16 protein-coding genes and 3 pseudogenes are annotated in these 22,800 nt (G+C 40.2%); 10 read left to right on the forward strand and 9 right to left on the reverse strand.

Annotated elements, in window-relative coordinates; genetic code table 11:
• Positions 1-2 precede the first annotated feature (2 nt).
• The 4 genes from KJS58_RS08225 to KJS58_RS08240 form a co-directional block, all read right to left on the reverse strand.
• Positions 3-1,052 carry an SIR2 family protein gene (locus KJS58_RS08225; protein WP_213532059.1) on the reverse strand — a complete coding sequence of 350 codons (1,050 nt, stop codon included), beginning with the start codon at positions 1,050-1,052 and terminating at the stop codon, positions 3-5.
• A 382-nt stretch (positions 1,053-1,434) separates the two neighbouring features.
• Positions 1,435-3,009, reverse strand: coding sequence for a recombinase family protein (locus tag KJS58_RS08230; RefSeq protein WP_213532060.1), 1,575 nt, complete (start codon positions 3,007-3,009; stop codon positions 1,435-1,437).
• Positions 2,996-4,444, reverse strand: a complete 1,449-nt coding sequence (locus tag KJS58_RS08235; protein WP_213532061.1) for a recombinase family protein — start codon at positions 4,442-4,444, stop codon at positions 2,996-2,998. The genes KJS58_RS08230 and KJS58_RS08235 overlap by 14 nt, the downstream gene beginning before the upstream one ends.
• Before the next feature lie 7 nt (positions 4,445-4,451).
• Positions 4,452-4,610 (reverse strand): hypothetical protein, encoded by a 159-nt coding sequence (locus KJS58_RS08240; RefSeq protein WP_213532062.1) that lies wholly within the window; start codon positions 4,608-4,610, stop codon positions 4,452-4,454.
• Positions 4,611-4,643: 33 nt separating this feature from the next.
• Between KJS58_RS08240 and KJS58_RS08245 the strand changes: the two genes are divergently transcribed.
• Positions 4,644-4,991 (forward strand): helix-turn-helix domain-containing protein, encoded by a 348-nt coding sequence (locus KJS58_RS08245; protein ID WP_213532063.1) that lies wholly within the window; start codon positions 4,644-4,646, stop codon positions 4,989-4,991.
• A 101-nt stretch (positions 4,992-5,092) separates the two neighbouring features.
• On the opposite strand, the gene KJS58_RS08250 is transcribed toward KJS58_RS08245, so the two are convergent.
• A complete protein-coding gene (locus tag KJS58_RS08250) occupies positions 5,093-5,353 on the reverse strand; it encodes a hypothetical protein (RefSeq protein ID WP_213532064.1) in 261 nt (86 codons plus the stop codon).
• Positions 5,354-5,456: 103 nt separating this feature from the next.
• Between KJS58_RS08250 and KJS58_RS08255 the strand changes: the two genes are divergently transcribed.
• Positions 5,457-6,941 carry a recombinase family protein gene (locus KJS58_RS08255; RefSeq protein ID WP_213532065.1) on the forward strand — a complete coding sequence of 495 codons (1,485 nt, stop codon included), beginning with the start codon at positions 5,457-5,459 and terminating at the stop codon, positions 6,939-6,941.
• 51 nt (positions 6,942-6,992) lie between these two features.
• On the opposite strand, the gene KJS58_RS08260 is transcribed toward KJS58_RS08255, so the two are convergent.
• Positions 6,993-7,901, reverse strand: a complete 909-nt coding sequence (locus KJS58_RS08260) for a hypothetical protein (protein ID WP_213532066.1) — start codon at positions 7,899-7,901, stop codon at positions 6,993-6,995.
• Between the two features lie 305 nt (positions 7,902-8,206).
• Between KJS58_RS08260 and KJS58_RS08265 the strand changes: the two genes are divergently transcribed.
• From KJS58_RS08265 to KJS58_RS25425, 4 genes and pseudogenes are all read left to right on the forward strand, one after another.
• On the forward strand, positions 8,207-10,294 hold the full coding sequence (locus tag KJS58_RS08265) for a DUF262 and DUF1524 domain-containing protein (RefSeq protein ID WP_213532067.1): 2,088 nt from the start codon (positions 8,207-8,209) through the stop codon (positions 10,292-10,294).
• A 194-nt stretch (positions 10,295-10,488) separates the two neighbouring features.
• Complete coding sequence (hsdR, locus tag KJS58_RS08270; protein WP_213532068.1) at positions 10,489-13,737, forward strand: type I restriction-modification system endonuclease; 3,249 nt, start codon at positions 10,489-10,491, stop codon at positions 13,735-13,737.
• A pseudogene (locus KJS58_RS25420) lies at positions 13,738-15,198 on the forward strand (class I SAM-dependent DNA methyltransferase); the annotation flags it as partial. It abuts the gene before it with no gap.
• 228 nt (positions 15,199-15,426) lie between these two features.
• Positions 15,427-15,948, forward strand: a pseudogene (locus KJS58_RS25425) (restriction endonuclease subunit S); the annotation flags it as partial.
• Positions 15,949-16,152: 204 nt separating this feature from the next.
• On the opposite strand, the gene KJS58_RS08280 reads toward KJS58_RS25425, so the two are convergent.
• Complete coding sequence (locus KJS58_RS08280; RefSeq protein WP_213532243.1) at positions 16,153-17,586, reverse strand: SpoVR family protein; 1,434 nt, start codon at positions 17,584-17,586, stop codon at positions 16,153-16,155.
• Positions 17,587-17,690: 104 nt separating this feature from the next.
• Here KJS58_RS08280 and KJS58_RS08285 point away from each other — a divergent pair, with 104 nt between their 5' ends.
• The 3 genes from KJS58_RS08285 to KJS58_RS08295 all read left to right on the forward strand — a co-directional run bounded on the left by KJS58_RS08285 (position 17,691) and on the right by KJS58_RS08295 (position 18,851).
• Positions 17,691-18,275: a restriction endonuclease gene (locus tag KJS58_RS08285; RefSeq protein ID WP_213532070.1), complete on the forward strand. Its 585-nt coding sequence runs from the start codon at positions 17,691-17,693 to the stop codon at positions 18,273-18,275.
• A gap of 63 nt (positions 18,276-18,338) precedes the next feature.
• Positions 18,339-18,572: a hypothetical protein gene (locus tag KJS58_RS08290; RefSeq protein ID WP_213532071.1), complete on the forward strand. Its 234-nt coding sequence runs from the start codon at positions 18,339-18,341 to the stop codon at positions 18,570-18,572.
• Positions 18,573-18,851 (forward strand): type II toxin-antitoxin system RelE/ParE family toxin, encoded by a 279-nt coding sequence (locus tag KJS58_RS08295; protein WP_213532072.1) that lies wholly within the window; start codon positions 18,573-18,575, stop codon positions 18,849-18,851.
• A gap of 63 nt (positions 18,852-18,914) precedes the next feature.
• Here KJS58_RS08295 and KJS58_RS08300 read toward each other — a convergent pair.
• Both KJS58_RS08300 and yhbH read right to left on the reverse strand, forming a co-directional pair.
• Positions 18,915-19,742 (reverse strand): annotated as a pseudogene (locus tag KJS58_RS08300) (SpoVR family protein); the annotation flags it as partial.
• Positions 19,739-20,905 carry a sporulation protein YhbH gene (gene yhbH, locus KJS58_RS08305; protein WP_213532073.1) on the reverse strand — a complete coding sequence of 389 codons (1,167 nt, stop codon included), beginning with the start codon at positions 20,903-20,905 and terminating at the stop codon, positions 19,739-19,741. The gene yhbH and the pseudogene KJS58_RS08300, both read right to left, overlap by 4 nt.
• A 252-nt stretch (positions 20,906-21,157) precedes the next feature.
• Between yhbH and thrC the strand changes: the two genes are divergently transcribed.
• On the forward strand, positions 21,158-22,573 hold the full coding sequence (gene thrC, locus KJS58_RS08310; protein WP_213532074.1) for a threonine synthase: 1,416 nt from the start codon (positions 21,158-21,160) through the stop codon (positions 22,571-22,573).
• Positions 22,574-22,800 lie beyond the last annotated feature (227 nt).

The raw sequence follows: 22,800 nt of genomic DNA on the forward strand, positions 1-22,800 counted from the left end.
CTTCAAATGACTCTCTTTACAAATTGATCGAGGCTCCAAATAGGATCATCCCAAACCCCTTCTTGTTGGTTGTAATGCCATCTTGTCTTTAAGTGACCGTCTTCTTCCAGTGCTATTATCTGTTTGAATGAAGCAATTAGCTCTTTTGCCGTGGGAGAAAGCCATTTTGTTAAAATTAAACAGTCCACGCCGGCTCTTAACTTATCCATTAGGACAGTTTGCAAATGAACATCATTGAATCCATAACCGATGATTAAAATTGAATCCGATTTTTGAATGCACTCATTTGCCATTTCTCTATGAGCGTTCATTATGGGATCAATAAGGCTCGTTTTGAATTTTGTGCTGCCAGGTGTGATGATTACAGGTTTTGCTCCATCAATGATTTGATAAGATTCAATGGTTTCGTCATTAATTCTTTGCCAGTACAGTGAACCGTGAGGTTTTAATAATCGTACCCTAGGCACCTTTTTGAAATTTGGACCTCGCCGGTCAATGAAAGACGTTGTTCTGTAAATATCTGTTTTTAAGTGATTTAAATCAAACTTTAATATGTAGGAGCCCTTAAAGCCAGTACAACAGTTCACATTAATTAGATCACAAGCATACTCCACCAGATGATCATAGTTTGGAGTAATAATATTGAGTGTAGGATTACTGGGGGATAGGCTTTCAACTAGATGTTTAAGTAATTTAGCAAATGGATAATCACTTATTTGCATTTGAGGAATCAGCTTATGTGCTTCAGAGTCTTTTCTTTGAACTATTCTGGCTGTTTCTAGTATTATGAAATCAAGTAGTTCATCGCAGATAGTTATTTTATTTAGTCCATCTTCAAAACCATGTTGTTCGATTAATTTAATGCAATCATCCCACTCAGATAAAAGTTCACGATTCTCATTACAACGTTGAGGTATCATAAATTTCAGATGTTCAAGTAGTTCGCTCATACCTGGTAATCTCATGGATAGGGATAAGCCTGTACCTACAATGATTGTTGGTTTTTTTCTAATGAAATCTTGCAAGTGAAGTAATCCTTCTTCAAAGTTCATAAATTCCTCGCTACGAAATGACATTAAAGACTGAGGACTAATATTCGGCAAATCCCTACAATTTTCCTTCTTATATAACAGATCTAATAACCGAGATTTTTAATAGTTATATTTTTGAGTTACCCAATCACCGAGAAACGTTTACCATCCTAAAATTCTGTCCAAACTGATGAACATAGAAACCGGACAAACCCTATGGGACAAGCACTTTTTAAGCACTTCATCTCGGTAGCCGGTTAGGCTACCGATCGGGTGCCTATCTCGTTACCGAGATTTTGGCACCCACGAAGGACAAGCTGACCTAATAACCGAGAAATTGTCCTCTGTGAGAAATGTTAACCGTGACAACTAAAAAACCTTCCGTCTTAGTTAAGACGGAAGGTTAACAGATTGTTGTTCTTACAAGACTGCTTCTGGTTTGGATAGCTATATCACCATAAGTCACTACTTTCTTGTTATTAATGGTTTTTGGAGTGAATATTGCTTCAACAACTAAATAGGTAATCATCTTCCGGATATCATTATTATTGCTACCATTAGTCATAACACTCATGGACTTAATATTGCGCGTAATTTCATTTTCGTTTCCCTCAATCAGTTCGAGATACTGAACTTTCTTGTCTAACTGATGAATTTCTGTTTTAAGTTTATTGATTTGGCTAGTGAGGTGTTCCTTCTGGAGAGTTAAAACTCGGATCATCTTCGTGTTATCGTCAATGTTTTCAAGATCTTTTACTAATGACGCGAGGCGCTTGGAATGATCTTCTGCCATTTGTAATTGGTGTTCTGCTTCGGTTAAATTTTTCATGCTCCTAGTCTTTCTATCAGTGACGAGTAAACGTTCTTTTAATAACTCGTTATATACATTCTGACTAACGTCTTCAAGATTTTGGGTCTTCAAGTCATTTAATACAGCCTCAATGACGGAATGCATCCGATAGGATTCGATTTTATATTTACAAGTCGGGCAGCAATACCATTTCTCTCCGTAATGTTTGTTACGTTTTTTATCAAATGTGGTTTGGTCGTTACCAATCAAAATACTATTACAGACTGAACATCTCATTAGATTACTAAGAAAGAAACTCGTTTTGTACATTTTCGGGTTGAGTTTTCCGGTCTTTCTCTGCTCGAAGATCGCCCAGGTTTCTTTCCATTCATCCAAGCTCATAATGGGCTGGATTAAGTCACTTTTAATCATCAACCAGTTTTCGATAGGAGTAATTGAATTTCTTGAGCGTTCAGATTTTCGATGGTGAGACATATAACCAGCGTAAAAAGGGTTTGTTATAATCCATCGTACTGTTGCCTTACCAATGGATTTACTGTATTCATGGGTGATCAGATGGGCAATGGATTGGAAACCTTCTCGATTGCGGTACAATTCATACATACGCCGAACTATTATTAATTCTTCTGCGCATTGAGAAAAAGTTTTGTTTACTTTGTCATAGCGGTAACCAAATGGTGCCTTACCGCCAGTCCATTTTCCTTTTAATAAAATGCTCTTAGCGGTATCGCGTGTACGAATCCGAGTGTTGTCGACTTCCATTTTGGAAGTTCCATCTTTTATCAGATCGACGATAAAATCCCCTGAGACATACAGACTCTCAGAGCTAATAACAACAACGGGAATATTGCAACCGGCTAAGGTCATTCGAATCTTCTGATGCTCCATCGGATTTCGTGCAATACGGTCGTGATGATTAATTAAGACAAAATCAAATTTGCCATCAGTTGCTTCTTTAAGAAGAAGAGAGATTCCCTCACGGTCATCTAACTTCTTTTTTCTAGCGGATACGCCAGCATCTTCGTATTCACATACAATCGTGCATCCATATTTCTTGGCAAATTCATAAGCCATGGTCCGCTGGGTTTCCATCGTTTGTTTATCGGTTGAGTGACGCCCATAGAAAGCTCCTCTCATACCAGGTTGTATGATATTATCTAGTGGCAAAATTCTCGACCACCGCCTTTCCTTTGAAAGGATATCGAAATTTTATACAAAGTGTAGGGGAGTTAAGCTCGATTCGATGAACGATGTCCCGAATAAATGTTGCTCTTTCGCTTTCACTGTAGGAATTTACTTCGGCAACCAAATCAAGTGAATCTTGTAGTCGTTCCATAAGTTTGAACTGATTCTTTAGATTTTTTAATTCTACGGGATAGTGCTGCTGTAACAGCTCTTCTCGATGAATGCAATTGATTAGGTGTACAAGTTCGGTTTGTAAGTTTGCCGTTGGGGACTGAAGCCATAATGAGGTATCTTCATAGAGTTTCTGCTTATATAATTGCAACGCTTCTTGGCTCTCAGAAATAGAACTTTGATAAAACTTAATCAGGTTCCCGTGTGTCAGTTGATATAGTTCAGGAAAGTAGGTCTGAAACTGTACTGTGACGAATTTTGCACACTCTTCTAGAATCATTTCTTCCAGTAGATCAGGAGCGATTTGGATATAACTATGCTTCTTACAAGTGTAATATTTTCTTGCACTTATATCCGCTTTTTCTCTGCCATACATAGCTTGATCGCACTTTCCACAAAATAGAAGATCGTCAAGAATCATAGGGCTTCGGTTAGTTCTTCGGGATCGAGTTTGGATAAGATTTTTGATTCGTTCCTGTGCCTTAGTCCAAGTTAATTCGTCAACAATACGAAGTTTTTCATTTTCTATCTCAACATACTTACCAAATTCCTCGATTTTTCGAATGCCTTTATAAATGGTATTTCCAATCAAACTTTGGATTCGATTGTTTTTCCACTCAGATGGAAACCAGTTATGTTGATTCATATCTCGAACAAAGTCAGATAAAGTCTTACATTTGGTCTCAATGATTGCATGATACAGTTTATAGATCGTCGGAGCCTGATCTGGATGCTTTTCATAGTGTTTGTCCTTAACTACATAGCCATAAGCTATCGGACCTTGAGCATGCTTTCCTTGTTTCGTCATCGTATATTTAGTTTCTTTGATGCGCTGAATAATCTGATTGGCTTCACGTTGATTGAAACCTGCGATGATCAGCTCGAAGAATTCTCCGGCTGGTGAGTATTGGATAGGGATTTCATTGTCGGCAGTGAATACAACTGTGATTTGCTTTGAACGAAACAGTTCAAATATCTCCATTGACTGTACAACATTTCTAGCTAAACGATCACGCTTATAAACGTAAACCGTTGTTACTAGTCCGTTTTCGATGTCGTGAATTAAACGACTTAACTGTGGTCTTTCGTGTATATCGGTCTTTCTTGCTGATACGGCTTCATCCAGATATAGATCGTCAAATAAGAAGCCTTTCTTTTTGATTTTCTCTAGCGCAAGAGCCTTTTGCATATCAATAGAATGCTCTTGGGTTTTAATAGAAGATCGAGCATACAACACTGTTTTCATCAGCTATTTACTCCTCTCCAGGACTTTGATTAACATGTTCAGAGATAAGTTGTTTCTTTAGCAAGGTGACGTAAAGTTCCATCCATTTGCGTGCGGAGAGCGGATCGTGAATATGACTAATGGACGAAATTTGAAGTTCAGTAGTACGATTTTTTTTGCGAGTCAAGATGTTATTCCTCCTAAGGTGGTGTTAAAGAAGATGAGTAATTTTGGTCAACAATTAAGGCAAATTAGACAGCAGAAAGGGATTGGGCTCAATGAATTTGCAAAAGAGATAGGGGTTTCACCCGCTTATCTAAGCAATTTGGAAACGGGAAAAACACAGACCATCCAGCTAGAAGTATTAAACAAGCTGCAGCAAGAACTACATATGATCATTACTAAGGATGTTTCCAGGAATGACGATCCTACAGTGTGGCGTACAGACCGCATCAGTGAATTGCTGTTATATCTACAACATACCAATCCCACTGCTGCTGATTACTTAATGACGATGGTGGAGCAAGGAGTTGAGCTATTCACAGCTGGATCATCCGACATCCATTAAGTTGTCCTAATCATTGGAAAAGTATTCACCAACATAAATGACTGTTTATTATAATGAATAACCAGATGACGATAAGGAAAGCCTAACTCCTGCAGATGGAGTTAGGCTTTTGGCGTTTCGTCGGTTATGTCTGAGGTTGTATGATTCTGCGCCACCATTATTTGATAGTTTGAATAATTATCTCTACCGAGTCTCTGCTGGAGCCATAACTCTGCTGCTGCACGTTTTAGACGAATTTCAAAATCATTTAGGCGATTCACTAGAAGCTCTGAGAATGAGTGCTGTTGCAAGCTAGATAATGACGTGAAACTGCTCTGTTCATCTTGATGTTCCATTGTAAAACGTACTTTGAGTTGTCCCATAACATCACCTCGATCTAATCTATGCAGCAAGGTCGAAGGGACAACCCTGTGAATTATCATATATATAAGAGGACAGGCATAGGTATGGACAAGGGGGGAAGTCATGAGCGGGAAACAAAGGAAAAATGAAACTTACAATATCCGTTCTGTGGCTCTGTACTGCCGAGTTTCTACCGATGAGCAGGCAAGAGATGGTGTCTCTCTGGATGAACAGCAGGAACGGTTAAAAGCGTATTGCCGGGCAATGGGTTGGACAGATCAGGTTCAGCTGTTTATCGATGATGGTTATTCAGCTAAAAATTTGGATCGACCGGAGTTAAAGCGGCTGTTGCAGGCAGTAAAGAACGGAAACGTATCTCGTATCATGGTTACCAAGCTCGATCGAATGAGCAGACGACTGCTAGATTTACTGAATCTAATTGACATGTTTCAAAACTATGAGGTTTCTTTTGTATCCATTAGTGAATCTTTTGATACCAACACACCCTCAGGTCGACTTACTTTGCAGGTTCTGGGAGCAGTTGCTGAGTTTGAGCGAGAACGTATTCGTGAACGTGTGTTTGAAAATATGCTTCACGCCGCTACTAATGGAAAATGGCTAACGCAAAGTCCGTATGGGTATGACCTATTGGACAAGTCCTTGGTTATTAATGATAAGGAAGCAGATATAGTAAAGCGGGTATACGATTTGTATCTGAATGGAGGGCTCGGTTTTTATTCCATTGCGAAAAGATTAAATGAGGAGGGTATCCCATCCAGGCAGCGGAAAGAGTGGTCCATTCGGGCAATTAAGTTGATGTTAACGAATCCCGTTTATAAAGGTACATTGGTCTGGAATCGGAAAGATTCGAGCAAATCGAAGCGTAAAGATAAAGATGAATCGGAGTGGGTGAAAGTGGAAGACTGTCTGCCAGTTATTATTGAGAAGCCCATATGGGAAAGTGTGCAAAGGCGAATGGGACAGACAACTATGGCTCCAAGAGCCCAGACAAGTCCTCACCTGTTGGGTGGTATGCTAAGGTGCGGAAATTGCGGGTCGGGCATGAGTATAGGTTTCTCAGGTTCTCCTAATAAACGCTATCGTGTATATCGTTGTTCAGCGAATAAGAATAAAGGAACTTGTACAAGTAAGCAATATCGTGCCGATCTGGTAGAAAAATGGTTTAAAGATGGGTTGCAGCAGATGGTTGGAAATACTCCAGGTATGCTATTAATTATGGCGAAGGAAGCGGTTGTAAAGTCGCAGAAGGATCAGCTTGAGCAAAAGGCAAACACTGCTAAAGCCAGATATAAGCGAAAAATTGAAGCCTATACCTCGGGCTTAATTGAACTGAGTGACTTAAATGAAGAGAAGGAAAGGCTAGATCAGATACTAGCTGGGCTTGAGAAGATGGATCATGAGGAATTCGAAGCGATAGATATGGATATTGAGCAGATTCAGACAGAGTTAAACAAAAAAGTAAATAATATAATTAGTGCAATTGAGTTGCTTCCCGTCGAGCAAGCAAAAGGAATTATTCAAACATTGATAAAATATGTAGTCGTTCACGGAGACGAGGATATCGAAATAAAATTACAACCTCTGTGAATCTATACAACATCATGAAGAATGCCCCCGCCGAATGGTCGGGGGTTATGCTTATTCCTTTTGGTTCTGAGAAGGTTCATCGCCTAGCATTTCATGCAAATCATCGGGATCTTCAGGTAGGTCATTATCCTGTTCCTGCTCGTCTTCTGCGTCATCATAAACATCAGTGAATAATTGTTGTTGTCCACTGACAGACAGTGCGGCTTCATCTTTTCTAGGGCGTCCTCTTTTACGAGGTGGTGCATCAGGGTCTTCTTTACTTGGTTTGCGTTGTGCTATTAGAAGTAACTCGGCTTCTTTTCTAGCAAAATCCGTTTTCAATTGTTCAACTTCTAATTTCTTTTCATATTCCATTCGCAATAGATCGATCTGATGCTGTTGCATCTGGCTTTGTTGCTTAAGGGCTTGATTATCTTCAGTTAATCGCTGGATTATAGCGGGATAATCTGAAGATTGCCACTTTAAGCGTTCTTGGTTCAACTTCTCGATCTCTGCTTCTTTTTCTTGCATTGATTTTTTTAGCGTAGTACATAGATCTTCTAGAACGGTGCTTTGTTTCTGTAACTCCGTAAGATTGATTTTATACTGATTTGTCTGCTCTTTAGTTTCATTGAGTTCGGTTTCTAGCTCCTTACGGAGTTGCTCGCTTTGCTGGAGTTGCTGCTGTATCTCGTCTGATGTTTTCGTCCATTCGGTTTCTTGATGTGTTGCTTCATCCGCCATTTTCTTCATCATCTGAACGATTGTTTCTTGGATGCGTGTCAGGTTCTGCTCGATATACTCCAGATCGCTGGCATAGCGTTTCGTCCCGTCCTCATGTTTTAGATGGTATAAGTCATAGATCGAGAGCAGATGCTGGAACCATTCCTTGTTCGTATCAAAGTCTGAATCCTTGATGAGTTGTTCGATTTTCCCTTTCAGTTCAGGTGTGACTTTTACTCCGAAGGTTACATCTGACATATAACGTTCACATCTCCTTGGATTGGTTAACTGGATAACCCATGAATATACTGAGGTTAACCGGTTTTTGAAGTTAACTGTGAAGTCAATTTTCTCGTCATATGTATATGCATGGAATTCTCATAATATGAAGGTTATTAAGTACAAGATATCGAATTGAATCTACAAATCTGTTACTATTGAACTAGATTTAAAGAATATAAATAGAGTATTAGATAATTTAAATATTGTATAACTTTAACGAGTTGATATAACAGAACGTTTGAACAGATGCTTGTGAAAATAATGGATTATGGGGGAGACCATTGAAAGCATCAGAGACAAATTTCCTAAAATTTCTACAAGGTACGAAACAATTCATTATTCCTATTTACCAACGGAAATATAGTTGGACTATTCATCAGTGTAAACAATTATGGAATGACATTGTTCGTGCATCTTCTGATGAACAAATAAAGGGGCACTTTGTGGGATCAATTGTGTATATTGAAAAGGGATTATATCAAATTTCATCAGTTCCGCAATTGCTCGTGATTGATGGTCAGCAGAGGATGACAACCTTGAATTTGTTGCTCTTGGCGCTCGGAAAAGCAATTGAGGAGCGGGAGGAACGTTATGAGGTAACCAGAAAGAAAATAATGAATTACTATCTGGTTAACAGCGAAGAAGAAGGGGACGACTACCATAAGCTGCTGTTAACACAAAGTGATAATGAAACGTTAATTCGACTGGTTTTAGATAAGGAATTACCCGAAGAGTATTCACAACGCTTGGTTGAAAATTATAACTACTTTCTTGAAAATCTGAGAAAATCAGATACTGATCTGAATGGAATATATAGAGGTTTATCCAAGTTAATTGTCGTAGATATTTCTTTAGATCGAGATCATGACAATCCTCAACTGATTTTTGAAAGTTTGAACTCGACGGGTCTTGATTTGTCACAAGCGGACTTGATTCGAAACTATGTATTAATGGGGTTAGAGCCGAAAGAGCAGGAACATGTGTATCGGTCATACTGGTATCCAATGGAGAGAAGTTTTAGTAATTTTAACGATTCTAATGTATTTGACCGTTTCATGCGTGATTACTTGACAGTAAAAACAGGTCGGATACCTAACATCAATAATGTTTATTCCAGCTTTAAAAGCTACATTTTTGCTTTGAAGGAAGTATCTATCGAACAAGTTGTTGAGGATATATATTGCTACTCAAAGTATTATGTTAAACTGGCTTTTCAAAAGGAAGTTGATTTAGAGATTAATCAAGTATTATCTGACATCAACACTTTAAAAGTAGACGTATCCTACCCATTTTTGTTAGAGGTTTATGATGATTTTGAGAATGGAAAATTAACGAAAGAAGATTTTATTTCAATATTAAAGTTAGTTGAATCTTATGTTTTCAGACGAGCGATTTGTGGGGTTCCAACAAACTCATTGAATAAAACTTTCTCCAATCTATCAAAGGAAATTGATAAAACAAATTATTTGGAAAGTGCTCAAGTAGCATTTATTAATAAAGAATCTTATAAACGATTTCCGAATGATGAAGAGTTCACCCGTGAAATTATGGTTAAGGACATTTACAACTTTAGAAATCGAAATTATTTGCTTAGAAAACTTGAAAATAATAATCGCAAAGAGGTTGTAAATATTGAAAGTTACACGATAGAACATATCATGCCACAAAACAAGAATCTATCGATTGAGTGGAGACAAGACTTGGGTCCGAATTGGGAAGAAGTGCAAAAGACATATCTACACACTTTAGGTAATTTGACGTTAACTCGTTACAATTCGGAGTTGAGTGATAAGCCATTTAAAATTAAACGTGATTTAGAAGGTGGGTTTGCGGATAGCCCAATTCGCCTAAACCGAGCAATAGCAAAATTAGATACATGGGATGAGGAAAAAATTAAAATTCGAGCAAAAACACTTGCAGATCTAGCCATTTCTATTTGGGAGTTTCCTAGACTGACAGATGATGTGTTGTCTAAATACAATACTTCAGCAGTCACTCAGGATCGTACGTATAGCATTGAGGATCATGCTGATTATCTTCAAGGAGAGATGCTATTCTTGTTCGAAGAACTAAGAAGGAGGATATGCAACCTAGATAGCTCAGTAAGGGAGGAGTTCAAGAAGCTTTATATAGCATATAAGGCAGTAACAAACTTTGTAGACGTAGTACCGCAAAGAAGCCGACTCCGTTTAAGTCTGAATATGTCATTTAATGAAATTATAGATCCTAAGGGGATTTGTAAAGACGTAACTAATGTTGGTAGATGGGGTAATGGCGATGTAGAAGTTGGATTATCTTCTTATGATGATCTCGAATATATTATGAGCTTGATCAAACAAGCTTTTTCGAAGCAGCAAGACGATGAATGAACAGTAAATTCGGTGGAAATAGAGGGATAGACTCTGATAAGCAGTCTATCTTTTTTATCTCTGAAAGGTTGATTTGTTAACCAAGATGTCACTGAAAATTACAACTATGCAGGTTTTATGTCTATCAATGTCGATTAAACTCTAATAAACTGTTACTATTGAACTAACTGATTGTTACAGGAGGTCAACAATAGATGTCTGGAAATTTTGGTTTTTTACATAATCGATGGGATATTTTATCAAACCTTGGTGAGATGGCTGAACGAAATCTCTTTATCGATCCAAATACATCAATAATCAAGCTCCGAATGTTTGGCGAAACGATGACTAAGTTTATTTGTGCCTTAGAAGAAATAGACGAGACGAAAGAACTAACGCAGGTTGAGCGGCTTTCACAACTCAAACGGGATGATCTTATAACGGATGAGATTGAAGATTATCTACATACCCTTCGCAAAATCGGCAACAAAGCTGTTCATGAATCGGGATACGGCTCTACGAGAGAGGCGCAGGCATTATCGCATCTGGCGTTTCGGCTCAGCGTATGGTTTATGCAAGTGTACGGTGATTGGGACTTCCAAGCGCCTGAGTATATAGAACCGGTACAGGAGGAAACTGTAAGTAATGACGAGCAATTGGCTCAATTAGCAGAATCTTATGAAGCGAAGATGGAGCGCCTTCAGTTAGAACTTGCTGCGCTTAGACAACAGCAGTCGATCATTACGAATGAGGACAAGAAGAAACGTCGTATGAAGTCTAAACAAGCAGGTAGCGCCTTCGCCTTAACGGAAGCAGAGACGAGACTCATTATCGATGAAAAGCTGCGCCAAGCAGGTTGGGAAGTAGATTCGCAGACCCTTCGTTTCGGACTTGGTGTTCGACCAGAGAAAGGGAGAAATCTCGCGATTGCGGAATGGGCACTTAAAACTGGATTTGCGGATTATGCTTTATTTTGTGGTTTAGAGCTAGTCGGTATTGTGGAAGCCAAAAGGATTAGCAGAAACGTAGAGGCGGATATTGCGCAAGCAAAAAAATACGCAATGCAGGTCGTCCGTCACGGTGATGAGATTATTCACGGACCTTGGGGCAATTATCAAGTACCATTCCTGTTCTCTACGAATGGTCGTCCCTACCTAGAACAACTTAAACATATGTCTGGTATCTGGTTCCTTGATGCTCGCAAGCCGAGCAATCATCCACGTCCTCTGCAAGCTTGGTATTCGCCGCAGGGGCTCAAGGCTCTGCTGCAGCAGGATGTTGATCAAGCCTCTAAAGATTTGCATGACGAAACGCTCGAATACCTAAAACTTCGTCCGTACCAAGAGGATGCGATCTTGTCTGTTGAACGTGCGATTGAAGCTGGTGAACGCAATATGCTGCTCGCTATGGCTACAGGTACAGGGAAAACTAGAATGGCGATCGGGCTCATCTATCGTCTGATTAAGCATAATCGATTCAAACGTATTTTGTTCCTTGTTGACCGTTCGGCGCTTGGTCGTCAAGCGGAGGCAGCATTTAAAGATTCTAAGCTAGAAAGCTATCATTCATTTACAGAAATTTTTGAACTTCAGACACTAGACGACAAGAAGCCAAACCAAGAAACTAAAGTCCAGATCGCTACCGTACAGGGTATGGTCAAAAGGTTATTTTACAATGAGTCAGAGGATGGGGACATTCCTTCAGTCGACCAGTATGATTGTATTATTGTCGATGAAGCACACCGTGGTTATACACTGGACAAAGAAATGTCGGCGCTGGAGCTTGAGTTCCGTGATCACGAGGATTACGTAAGTAAGTATCGCAAGGTGCTGGACTATTTTGATGCAGTACGTATTGGATTAACGGCTACACCAGCTTTACATACGGTTGAAATATTCGGACGTCCTGTATTCAATTATTCTTATAGAGAAGCGGTAATTGACGGCTATCTGATCGATCATGAACCGCCAATGCAATTTGAGACTCAACTTAAAAAACACGGGATTAAATGGCAGATTGGCGAAGAAGTTGCTGTCTACGATGTCTCTTCTGGCAATGTGGACAAGGAGCTCCTTCAGGACGAAATAAATCTAGAAGTCACTCAGTTCAACAAAACCGTCATTACAGAAAATTTCAATCGCGTCATTTTGGAAGAGCTGACGAAGTATATCGATCCTGAATCAGAAGGGAAGACACTCATCTTCGCTGCGACAGATGATCATGCAGATATGGTTGTACGGATCTTCAAGGAAGAGCTTGAGAAAGCGTACGGTGCAGTAGACGACAACGCGGTGCTTAAGATAACAGGTTCGATAAAAGACCCATTACATGCTATCAAGTTGTTCAGAAATGAGCGTCTTCCGAGCATAGTAGTAACTGTCGACTTACTGACAACTGGTGTGGATATTCCAAGCATTACAAACCTTGTATTTCTGCGACGCGTTCGTTCGCGTATCTTGTACGAGCAGATGCTGGGAAGAGCGACTAGACGCTGCGATGAGATTGGCAAGGACCATTTTATGATCTATGACGCTGTAGGGATCTACGAAACATTGAAACCGTACACGGATATGAAACCGGTTGTGACTAAACCTACAGTAACACTGGACGTACTGACCGAGGAGCTTGCTCAGATCGAGAGCGAAGAGAAGGGGAAACAACATAAGGATGAGATCGTGGCGAAGATGCAACGGAAGAAGCGCACTTGGACGTCAAAAGATCACGAGGATTTCGAGGCGTTATCCGGCGGCAAGAAAATTGAGGAATTTATCACCGATCTAAAGAACATGAGTGCACTACAAGCAGGTGCTGACCTGAAGATGAAGAAATCGCTTGTTGCTTTCATAGATGAGAATCGTGGCAGAGCGCATCGGATCTATATATCTGAGCATGAAGATAAATTGCTCTCAACCACAAGAGGTTATGGCAATGCGGAGAAGCCGGAAGATTATTTGGAAGGGTTCCATTCATTCATAACAGAGAATCTGAACCTCATTCCAGCCCTTACTATTATTTGTACGCGTCCAAACGACTTGACTCGTGACGAACTTCGTAAGCTGCGAGTAGCATTAGATCAGAAAGGATATTCTGAAAAAATGCTGCAAGCGGCTTGGAGAGATGCGAAAAATGAAGATATCGCAGCTGATATTATTAGCTTCATCCGCCAGCAAACGTTGGGAGATCCATTAATTAGTCATGAAGAGCGCATTGTAGGCGCGATGAAAAAGATATATGATAGTAAGGTTTGGACAAAGGTTCAGAAGGACTGGCTAAAGCGGATCGAGAAGCAACTGCTACAGGAATCGGTACTAGACCCGAACCCAGAGCAGGCATTCGATGTCGAGCCTTTTAAGAGTAAAGGCGGCTATAAGCAGTTGAATAAGATTTTTAACGGTGAGATTGATACCATTGTAACGACAATTAATACTGCGCTATACACACCAAGAAAGAGGGATTTTGCATAAATGGTTAATAAGGATATTGTACAGAAGTTGTGGAATTTGTGTAATGTACTGCGTGATGACGGCATCACGTATCATCAGTATGTAACGGAATTAACGTATTTGCTCTTCTTAAAAATGATGAAGGAAACCAACAATGAAGCTATATTGCCGGAGGAGTTTCGCTGGGACACATTGACGGAGAAGCATGGTTTGACCTTGCAACAGCATTACCGTCAGTTGCTCCTTGATCTTGGAGATCAAGGAAACGAGATTATTAAGCAAATTTACATAAACGCAACTTCGAACATTAAAGAGCCGAAGAATTTAGAGAAGATCGTTACGTCAATCGATCAACTCAACTGGTATACTGTCGATAAAGAAGGACTTGGTGACTTGTACGAGGGATTACTAGAGAAAAATGCGAGCGAGACGAAATCGGGAGCAGGGCAGTATTTTACACCTCGTCCGTTGATTGATGTCATCGTGAAGCTTGTGGACCCACAGCCAGGCGAACGTTGTAATGACCCAGCGGCTGGTACTTTCGGTTTTATGATTGCGGCAGATCGTCATGTGCGTAGCAAGACGGATGATTATTTCGATTTGGGACAGAAAGAAGCTGAGTTTCAGAAGTACCAAGCATTCTCTGGTGTGGAGCTCGTTAAGGATACACATCGACTTGCGATGATGAATGCGATGCTGCACGATATTCATGGCGAAATCCTGCATGGGGATACTCTCACTAGTGATGGGCAGAATCTCAGTAACTTTGACGTCATCATGACGAATCCACCTTTCGGAACAAAGCAAGGTGGCGAACGCCCGACACGTGATGATTTAACATTCATGACAACAAATAAACAGCTGAACTTCCTTCAACATATTTATCGTGCATTAAGAGCTAACGGCAAAGCACGTGCGGCGGTTGTTTTGCCGGATAACGTGCTGTTCGAGAGCGGTGTAGGAGCGAAGATACGTGCTGATTTGATGGACAAGTGCAACCTGCATACAATCCTGCGTTTGCCGACTGGAATTTTCTATGCCCAAGGTGTTAAGACGAACGTATTGTTCTTCACACGCGAGAAGACAGATAAGGACAGTACGAAGGAAGTGTGGGTATACGATCTGCGTACCAACATGCCAAGCTTCGGTAAACGTACTCCGCTGACTAAGGCTCATTTTGACGGGTTTGAGAAGGCTTATAAAGCTGAGGATCGCACGAAAGTGGAAGATGAGCGCTGGAATGTGTTCACGCGTGAGGAAATTCTGAAGAAGGGCGATAGCTTGGATATCGGCTTGATTGCTGATGAGTCGTTGTCTGATTATAACAACCTTCCTGACCCAATCGACTCGGCAGAAGAAGCGATGGCGAAGCTGGAGAAGGCATTGGTTCTGCTTGGTGAAGTCGTTGCTGAACTACGGGCAGTTGAAAGGAATCGGAATAGCTATGAGGAAAACAAACCTAATTTGTCATTGGTAGCAGAATCACGTATGGTAATGAGCGGAAAAAATGTAAAATCGCAGGAAGAATTGTTGGAGAAAGCGTTGATACAAGTTGAAGAGCAGCCTTATAAGTTGCCAGAAAATTGGGTTTGGATAAAGCTTGCTTCATGCCTTGAAAAAGTGGAATATGGGTATACAGCGTCTTCAACAACAGATAAGGTAGGACCACATTTCCTTAGAATTACTGACATTCAGGATAATGATGTTGACTGGAATACTGTACCTTATTGTGAGATATCGGAAAAAGATAATCTGAAATATCAACTTAAAACTCATGATATCGTTGTAGCTAGAACTGGAGCTACTACTGGAAAGAGTTTTTTGATAAAGGAACCACCGCATTCTGTATTTGCATCGTATTTGATTCGTTTGAGGACAAACTCTGTTATAATGCCAGAATATTTATGGAGTTTTATGAAGAGTCCAATGTATTGGAATCAAATAACCGTAGTAAAGAAAGGAAGTGCACAACCAGGAGCCAATGCTCAAATATTAGGAGGTCTTGCTTTACCACTCCCTCCTCTAACCGAACAAAAACGAATTGCTGACAAAGTCGAAAGACTCTTGGACAAAATCAATCAAGCCAAACAATTAATTGATGTTTCACTTAATAAAAATTTTGAGATTCTTGAAGCCTCGATACTATCTAGAGCGTTTAAAGGTGAATTAGGCACTAATAACACTGAAGATGAGAGTGCATTTCAAAATTTAATGAATAGTTTTGATAAATGATTTATATGACGAAGCCTGCAATAGTTGCGGGCTTCGATCTGTAGAAAACTCCGACTAATCTTCTTTTCACCATACATAAACAACAAAATAACGTTTTATTATCTTTTACAACCTCCTCTTAGTATAAACAGACCTGATAGTTTAAGACTAAATAAAGTTTAAAGGAGAGCTGATCCGCTCTCCTTTTTCTATCTACATTTATCTTTATATACTCTTCCTAATCACCTTATTCCCATCATAGGTAAACTGTATTTTTTTATCATCGACAACTGTCTCAATATAAACTGGTTTCCCCCATAGTTGATAAACATAAGGGAGTGTTCGTTCCACATACTTTACATCCAGCTCGACACCCTCAAATTGATGCAGTAAGTAAAGCTCCCCTCTGTGCATATAGTCTCCATCTTTAACGACCAGATAAGGAAATCCGCCATTTACCCTAGAGTAGGCTAGCTGATCCCGTATATTCTCCCATGACTTATCTGTAATCTTCCAGTCAGGACCTTTCTTTTCAAATACATATAAATCGAGTTCATTGACCAAATCCTTTGTAAGGTAGTTGCGAATAAAGGAAATATCATGATCAGCTTCGCGAACTTCAAAAATCTTTTCTCTGCCACGCCCAGGCACTCTCCCGAAACGTTCTCTTTCTTCAGGTGTAGGATTATCCCAGCGCTTCTCGATGTGCTCAAACATCTTAAGTCCTAGATAATACGGATTTAGTGATTTCGTTGAAGGCTGTACGACAGAAGAATTTAACTTGGCATACTCAATTGTTTCTTCTTCTGTCAGATCGAGTTCTCTCATGATCCGTTGATGGAAAAAGGTTGCCCAGCCTTCATTCATTATTTTTGTCTCCATTTGTGCCCAAAAGTAGAGCATCTCATCTCGTAGCATAGTTAGAATGTCTCGCTGCCATGGCTGCAAAACAGGAGAGTATTCCTCGATAAACCATAAGATGTCTTTCTCAGGCTGCGGAGGAAAGCAAACAGGATCCTCAGGAGCTGTTTCTGGAGCTTCTGAGGGCTCAAGTGACCAAATATCATCGTATGGTGTTTTTTGAGTTACAGGATCAATTACAGGCTGTTTATTAGCTAGAGAATTGACGTAAGAATCTTTCCCCATTTGATATGGTTTCACTTTATGAGGATCAATATGTTCTTGTATGGAGAGTACCGCATCAATAAACTTCTCCACTTGAAGAGCACCATGAATGATTTCATATTCTCGTATTCTTTCTGCCGTAGCGGTCATGCTTTCGACCATTTGACGATTGGTCTTGGAGAAATAGGCGTTATTTTTAAAAAAATCACAGTGGGCTAGGACATGCGCGACGATCAGTTTATTTTGTACGGGAGAATTGCTATCTAGAAGGAATGCATAACAAGGGTCTGAATTGATGACCAGTTCATAGATCTTGCTTAGTCCCATATCATATTGCATTTTCATTTTGTTAAACGTCTTACCGAAGCTCCAGTGGCTAAAACGTGTAGGCATACCGTATGCTCCGAAAGTATAGATAATATCGGAAGGGCATATTTCATAGCGCATCGAATAAAAGTCGAGTCCGAATCCCGTAGCGATTTCAGTAATTTCATCAATGGTGTATTCAAGATCTTTTATATCTTCTTGAGACATCATATTGAAGCCCTCCAACTCATATTTTCTCTAAACGATTGAACTGCTCTTGAGTTTTAAATTTGTTCTGAACTGGACAGGATGAAGTCAAAAGGAGTGTTCATATGATACTGATTGTCAGCCTGTTATTGGTGCTGAATTTTATTTTCTTTCACATGTATACCAGTCAAAAAAAGACCATTGAAAATTACCGTGACAATGCACTTGAAGCTATAACTACACATGAAGATATGAAGGAAACATTGCGTATTGGTCTTTACCATCGGTTTAAAAGAGATCTTGAAGAAGACAAAGCTGAAAACCCGTTTTTATTTGAACATTTTGTTGCTGAGATTATGACTTCTGTCCGGGGAGGAAGCACTTATGTAACGAAAGGTTCTGGTGATTACGGCGTTGATATAGAAGAAGAGACAGATGCAGGTTTATACCTTGGACAAGTTAAGTGTTACAACGATTATAATCCTGTTAGTTTTGATCCTATTGCCATCATTCACTCACAAATGGTGAAACAAGGAGCCGTTGGAGGATACGTAATAACGACGGGTAAATTTACTGCAAATGCGTATAACTATGCAAATGGGCTTAATATTGATTTGATCGATGGGAATCAGCTTGTTGAGTTATGGCTTGAGCATTTGGATTCGAAACGTGAGAGTGTATCCGAATTCAAAATTGTACCTGCGACATGAAATATTTTAGCTGATGTGAAGCAATATACGGTATGATATACTCGAACAAAGGAGGGTGAGGATATGAATTTTAGTCTCAAAGCTCCCGATGGAACGGTAATTGAGTCGTATCATAAAGATCACAGGGAGTATATTCGAATAGCAGGGCTTGAATATGAGATCTATAATCCTGTTGAAGCATTGGATGCAGATCCCGAGATTAAAGAGATGATAGAAGCTTCGGAACAAGATATTCAGCAAGGGAAAGTATACTCCACAGATGATCTGGTTGAAGCGATAAAGCGTGGTGACTGGTAATTGATTGTCGAATGGACCAACACAGCTGTAAGGCGGCTTCACCAGATCAAGAGCGAGCATTATACAGAGCAGGAAACAATGGAGTATAAGATTGATCTTATTCGGCGTATTGAAGCTAAGGTGGTCCATATGGGTACAGCGATGCCATCTCGTGAGTATCCTAACACGTATTACTGTATCGTTGATCGTTATATCGTATCTTACAAAGTAATGGAGAATGGTGAACGATATGTGATTACTTCATTCAAACACGGTGCGATGAAGCGTAAACTGTATTAGATAAATGAAACCGATTCGATTAGGAATCGGTTTTTTGCTGTATGAATTTTAAGCACCTTGGCGATACGAAGCCCAGCCTTCGTTCATAATCTTGGTCTCCATTTGCGGCCAGAAGTAAAGCATTTCTTCACGGAGCATGCTCATAATGTCTCTTTGCCAGTCAGTCAGAACTTCTGAGAACTCCTGAACGAACCACATGATGTCTTTTTCCGGTTCAGGAGGGAAGCGAAAGACTTGGTGTGTATTTGGATCAGGACCCTCAGGAGCTTTAACTCCGATATCCCATAGGTCGTCATATCGCCCAGGAGGACGAACAGCGGGGTCTGGATTTTTTTGTTCTTTTATTTTCAGCTCCATATAGCGCTGTTTATCGAGATGCTGCGGTTTAATAAGCTGCGGATCGACATGCTCCTGAATGGCGAGGACAGCATCAATGAAAGATTCGACGGCTTCTGTGCCGTACTCCAGTTCATACTGCTTAATCCGGTCTGCCGTTGCTGCCATACTTTCGACCATATTTCGGTTAGACTTCGAGAAGCGGGCGTTATTTTTAAAGAAATCACAGTGAGCAAGGACATGGGCTACAATCAGCTTATTTTGAATAAGAGAGTTGCCGTCCAGCAAGAAGGCATAACATGGATCAGAGTTAATAACCAATTCGTAAATTTTGCTGAGTCCGAAATCATATTGCATCTTCATTTTCTGAAAGGTCTTCCCAAAGCTCCAGTGACTGAATCTAGTCGGCATGCCATACGCACCAAAAGTGTAAATTATATCAGAAGGACAGATTTCATATCGCATTGGATAATAATCGAGTCCGAAGCCATTTGCGATCTCCATAATCTCGTCAATAGCATATTCCAGGTCCTTTAATTCACTTGAACTGCTCATGAAACGCTGCCTCCTTCTTTGTTATGAAAAAAGGTGCGCAGGGCCTTGTATACTTCGCCCTTTTCTTTGATGACGTAGTACATGAATTGATCCATCTTGATATTTCGGTAGGCAGACATCAGCGTACTGCTTCGATTATACTGATTGACTTCACCATAACCGAACATATTGCTTCGCTTCAGCAGTTCGCCGATTAATTTAACACAGCGTTCATTATCACTGGTTAGGTTATCGCCGTCAGAGAAGTGAAAAGGGTAGATATTGTAACTTGAAGGTGGATAACGCTGATCTATAATCTCAAGCGCTTTAATATAGGCTGATGAACAGATCGTACCGCCGCTTTCACCACGAGTGAAAAATTCTTCTTCGCTCACTTCTTTTGCTTCCGTATGATGGGCGAGGAAGACAATCTCTACTTTTTCGTATTGTTTACGTAAGAACCGGGTCATCCAGAAAAAGAAGCTTCTTGCGCAATATTTTTCAAAAGAGCCCATGGACCCGGATGTATCCATCATGGCAATAATGACGGCATTGGAGTGAGGGATGACGGTATCGTCCCATGTTTTGTAGCGGAGGTCATCAGGGCTGATATGATGGATTCCTGGGTTCCCGGTAGTTGCATTCCGGCGTAAATTTTCTAAGATGGTCCGCTTCTTGTCGATGTTGGATTGCATCCCTTTTTTACGGATATCGTTAAATTTAATACTCTGTGTCTCAATTTCTTCTTTGTCTTTTTGTTTGAGGTGAGGTAAGGAAAGTTCGGAAAACAGCATATTTTCAAGGTCTTCCATGTTGATCTCTGCCTCTACAACGTCTTGACCTGGCTGATCGCCTGCTTTTTCGCCTTTACCTGGTTTTTGACTCGCAGGATCACGTCCAATGACATCGCCGACCTGACTATCTCCATCTCCTTGGCCGACATGCTTTTGTTTTTGATAATTATAGACAAATCGATATTCATCCAGGCTCCGAATCGGAACTTTAATGATCTGTTTACCATCGGACATAATGATATTTTCTTCTGTAATAAGGTCGGGCAGGTTCTGCTTAATGATTTCCTTCACCTTCTGCTGATGGCGCTGCTGATCTTGGTAACCTTTACGGTGAAGAGACCAATCTTCTTTCGAAACGACAAATGAGTAAGGCTGGCGAGAATCCGGCATTTTAGGCACCTCCCCTGTAAATTGTGCGGCACAGTTTGACCTGCTGTAAATTAAGTATATTCACGGGCAGGGATGATATGTGATGACATCGATATAAAATAGAGAAGTGGAACATTTATCTTCCTATTATTGTCGTTAACTTACAGAAAATGATTCGCTTTTGCTGCGGTTCAGTGTATGATGGTTTAAAAGAGAAGAAGATAGGACCATCGTTTTCGTGCATGGTCAAAAGTGCAGGAGGGAATATAGCGCATGCAATATCAAAGTACTCGAGGACAGGTTAGTGAAGTAGGATTTATTGATGCATTTCTGATGGGGCTAGCTACAGATGGAGGTTTGCTCGTACCAAGTACCATTCCTGTTATATCTAGCGACAAGTTGGAAGAGTGGAGAACTCTTTCCTTTCAGGATTTAATGCTTGAAATTTTTTCTTATTACTTGAATGAAGAAATTCCGAGTGATGAGCTGAAGGAGATGGTCTATGCCAGTTACAGTACCTTCCGGCATGAAGACGTTACTCCCGTTCATCAACTTACGGATGATATATATTTACTTGAATTGTTCCATGGTCCAACATTTGCTTTCAAGGATATTGCGCTTCAGCTCATGGGGCAATTGTATAGTTATGTAGCTAAACAGTATAAACGCCCGATTAATATTTTGGGTGCTACTTCTGGCGATACAGGGGCATCTGCTATTCAAGGTGTTCGAGGTAAAGAAGGAATTAATATCTGTATCTTGCATCCAAACGGAAAAGTAAGTAAAGTGCAAGAACTTCAGATGACTACAGTACAAGATGAGAACGTGCTGAATTTATCAGTGGAAGGCAATTTTGATGACTGTCAGCGGATGATTAAGGAACTTTTTGCGGATGTGAATTTCAAAAATGAGCATCATCTGTGCGCAATTAATTCGATTAATATTGTTCGCATCCTTGCTCAAACGGTTTATTATTTCTACGCCTATTTCCGGGTCACAGATCAGCGCCCTGAACTAACAGGATTACCGCTGCATTTCAGCGTGCCTACAGGTAATTTCGGAGATATTTTTGCAGGATATCTGGCTTCTCGTATGGGTTTACCTGTTGGTAAGCTGGTACTTGCAACGAACGAGAATAATATATTAGAGCGTTTTGTGAAAGAAGGGGTCTATAAACCTGATGGATTCCATACGACGTACAGCCCTTCTATGGATATTCAGGTTGCCAGCAACTTTGAGCGATATCTTTATTACGTTTTGGATGAGAATGCAGAGCAAACCGAAAGCTATATGAAGAGTTTTCAGGAGAGCGGTGAAATTCGAATTCCACAAGAGCTGTTAAGCAAAGTCCAATCCGAATTTGCAGCTTACGGTGTGATTGGTGCAGAGTGCCTCGCAACGATTCAAAAATATAACGATGAAAAAGCATATCTGCTCGATCCTCATTCCGCCTGCGGAGTTGCCGCAGCAGAACGTACGCTTCCTGCAGGTGAAGTTGTTGTTTCATTAGCTACAGCGCATCCTGCAAAATTCAATGAATCTATTGAACTTTGTGAGATTAAGCAGGAATTCCCGCCGCAAATCTCAGCACTGTATGATATGCCTGTTCGTAAAACGGAGGTAGAAGGAACGATGGATCAAGTGGTCGCGGAACTCCTTCCTTTTTACCATCGTCTCCAAGTGAAATAAAAGCGAAATTTAATACAAAAAACCGTCTAGGATGAAGAGCTGGTCTACATCTTAGAGGGTTTTTTGTGTTTTTATTTAGGGTACTGTTTCTTTCGAGTGAAGAATAGACTATCTTTATCATTTGCTAAAGGAAATTTGGAAAATCCAGCTCCGTTATTTTATGAAAGAGAATGAAAACAGTCATTGACATGATACAAATTGTATCTTAAAGTATTGTTAAACATACA

It is taken from the genome of Paenibacillus sp. J45TS6, from assembly GCF_018403285.1.
Classification (GTDB): Bacteria; Bacillota; Bacilli; order Paenibacillales; family Paenibacillaceae; genus Paenibacillus.

What these genes read in the sequence shown, in the direction of transcription:
- KJS58_RS08225 (WP_213532059.1), bottom strand. Translation starts at nt 1,052, where the DNA reads ATGAACTTTGAAGAAGGATTACTTCACTTGCAAGATTTCATTAGAAAA.
- KJS58_RS08235 (WP_213532061.1), bottom strand. Translation starts at nt 4,444, where the DNA reads ATGAAAACAGTGTTGTATGCTCGATCTTCTATTAAAACCCAAGAGCAT.
- KJS58_RS08245 (WP_213532063.1), top strand. Translation starts at nt 4,644, where the DNA reads ATGAGTAATTTTGGTCAACAATTAAGGCAAATTAGACAGCAGAAAGGG.
- KJS58_RS08250 (WP_213532064.1), bottom strand. Translation starts at nt 5,353, where the DNA reads ATGGGACAACTCAAAGTACGTTTTACAATGGAACATCAAGATGAACAG.
- KJS58_RS08255 (WP_213532065.1), top strand. Translation starts at nt 5,457, where the DNA reads ATGAGCGGGAAACAAAGGAAAAATGAAACTTACAATATCCGTTCTGTG.
- KJS58_RS08260 (WP_213532066.1), bottom strand. Translation starts at nt 7,901, where the DNA reads ATGTCAGATGTAACCTTCGGAGTAAAAGTCACACCTGAACTGAAAGGG.
- hsdR (WP_213532068.1), top strand. Translation starts at nt 10,489, where the DNA reads ATGTCTGGAAATTTTGGTTTTTTACATAATCGATGGGATATTTTATCA.
- KJS58_RS08280 (WP_213532243.1), bottom strand. Translation starts at nt 17,586, where the DNA reads ATGTCTCAAGAAGATATAAAAGATCTTGAATACACCATTGATGAAATT.
- KJS58_RS08285 (WP_213532070.1), top strand. Translation starts at nt 17,691, where the DNA reads ATGATACTGATTGTCAGCCTGTTATTGGTGCTGAATTTTATTTTCTTT.
- KJS58_RS08290 (WP_213532071.1), top strand. Translation starts at nt 18,339, where the DNA reads ATGAATTTTAGTCTCAAAGCTCCCGATGGAACGGTAATTGAGTCGTAT.
- yhbH (WP_213532073.1), bottom strand. Translation starts at nt 20,905, where the DNA reads ATGCCGGATTCTCGCCAGCCTTACTCATTTGTCGTTTCGAAAGAAGAT.
- thrC (WP_213532074.1), top strand. Translation starts at nt 21,158, where the DNA reads ATGCAATATCAAAGTACTCGAGGACAGGTTAGTGAAGTAGGATTTATT.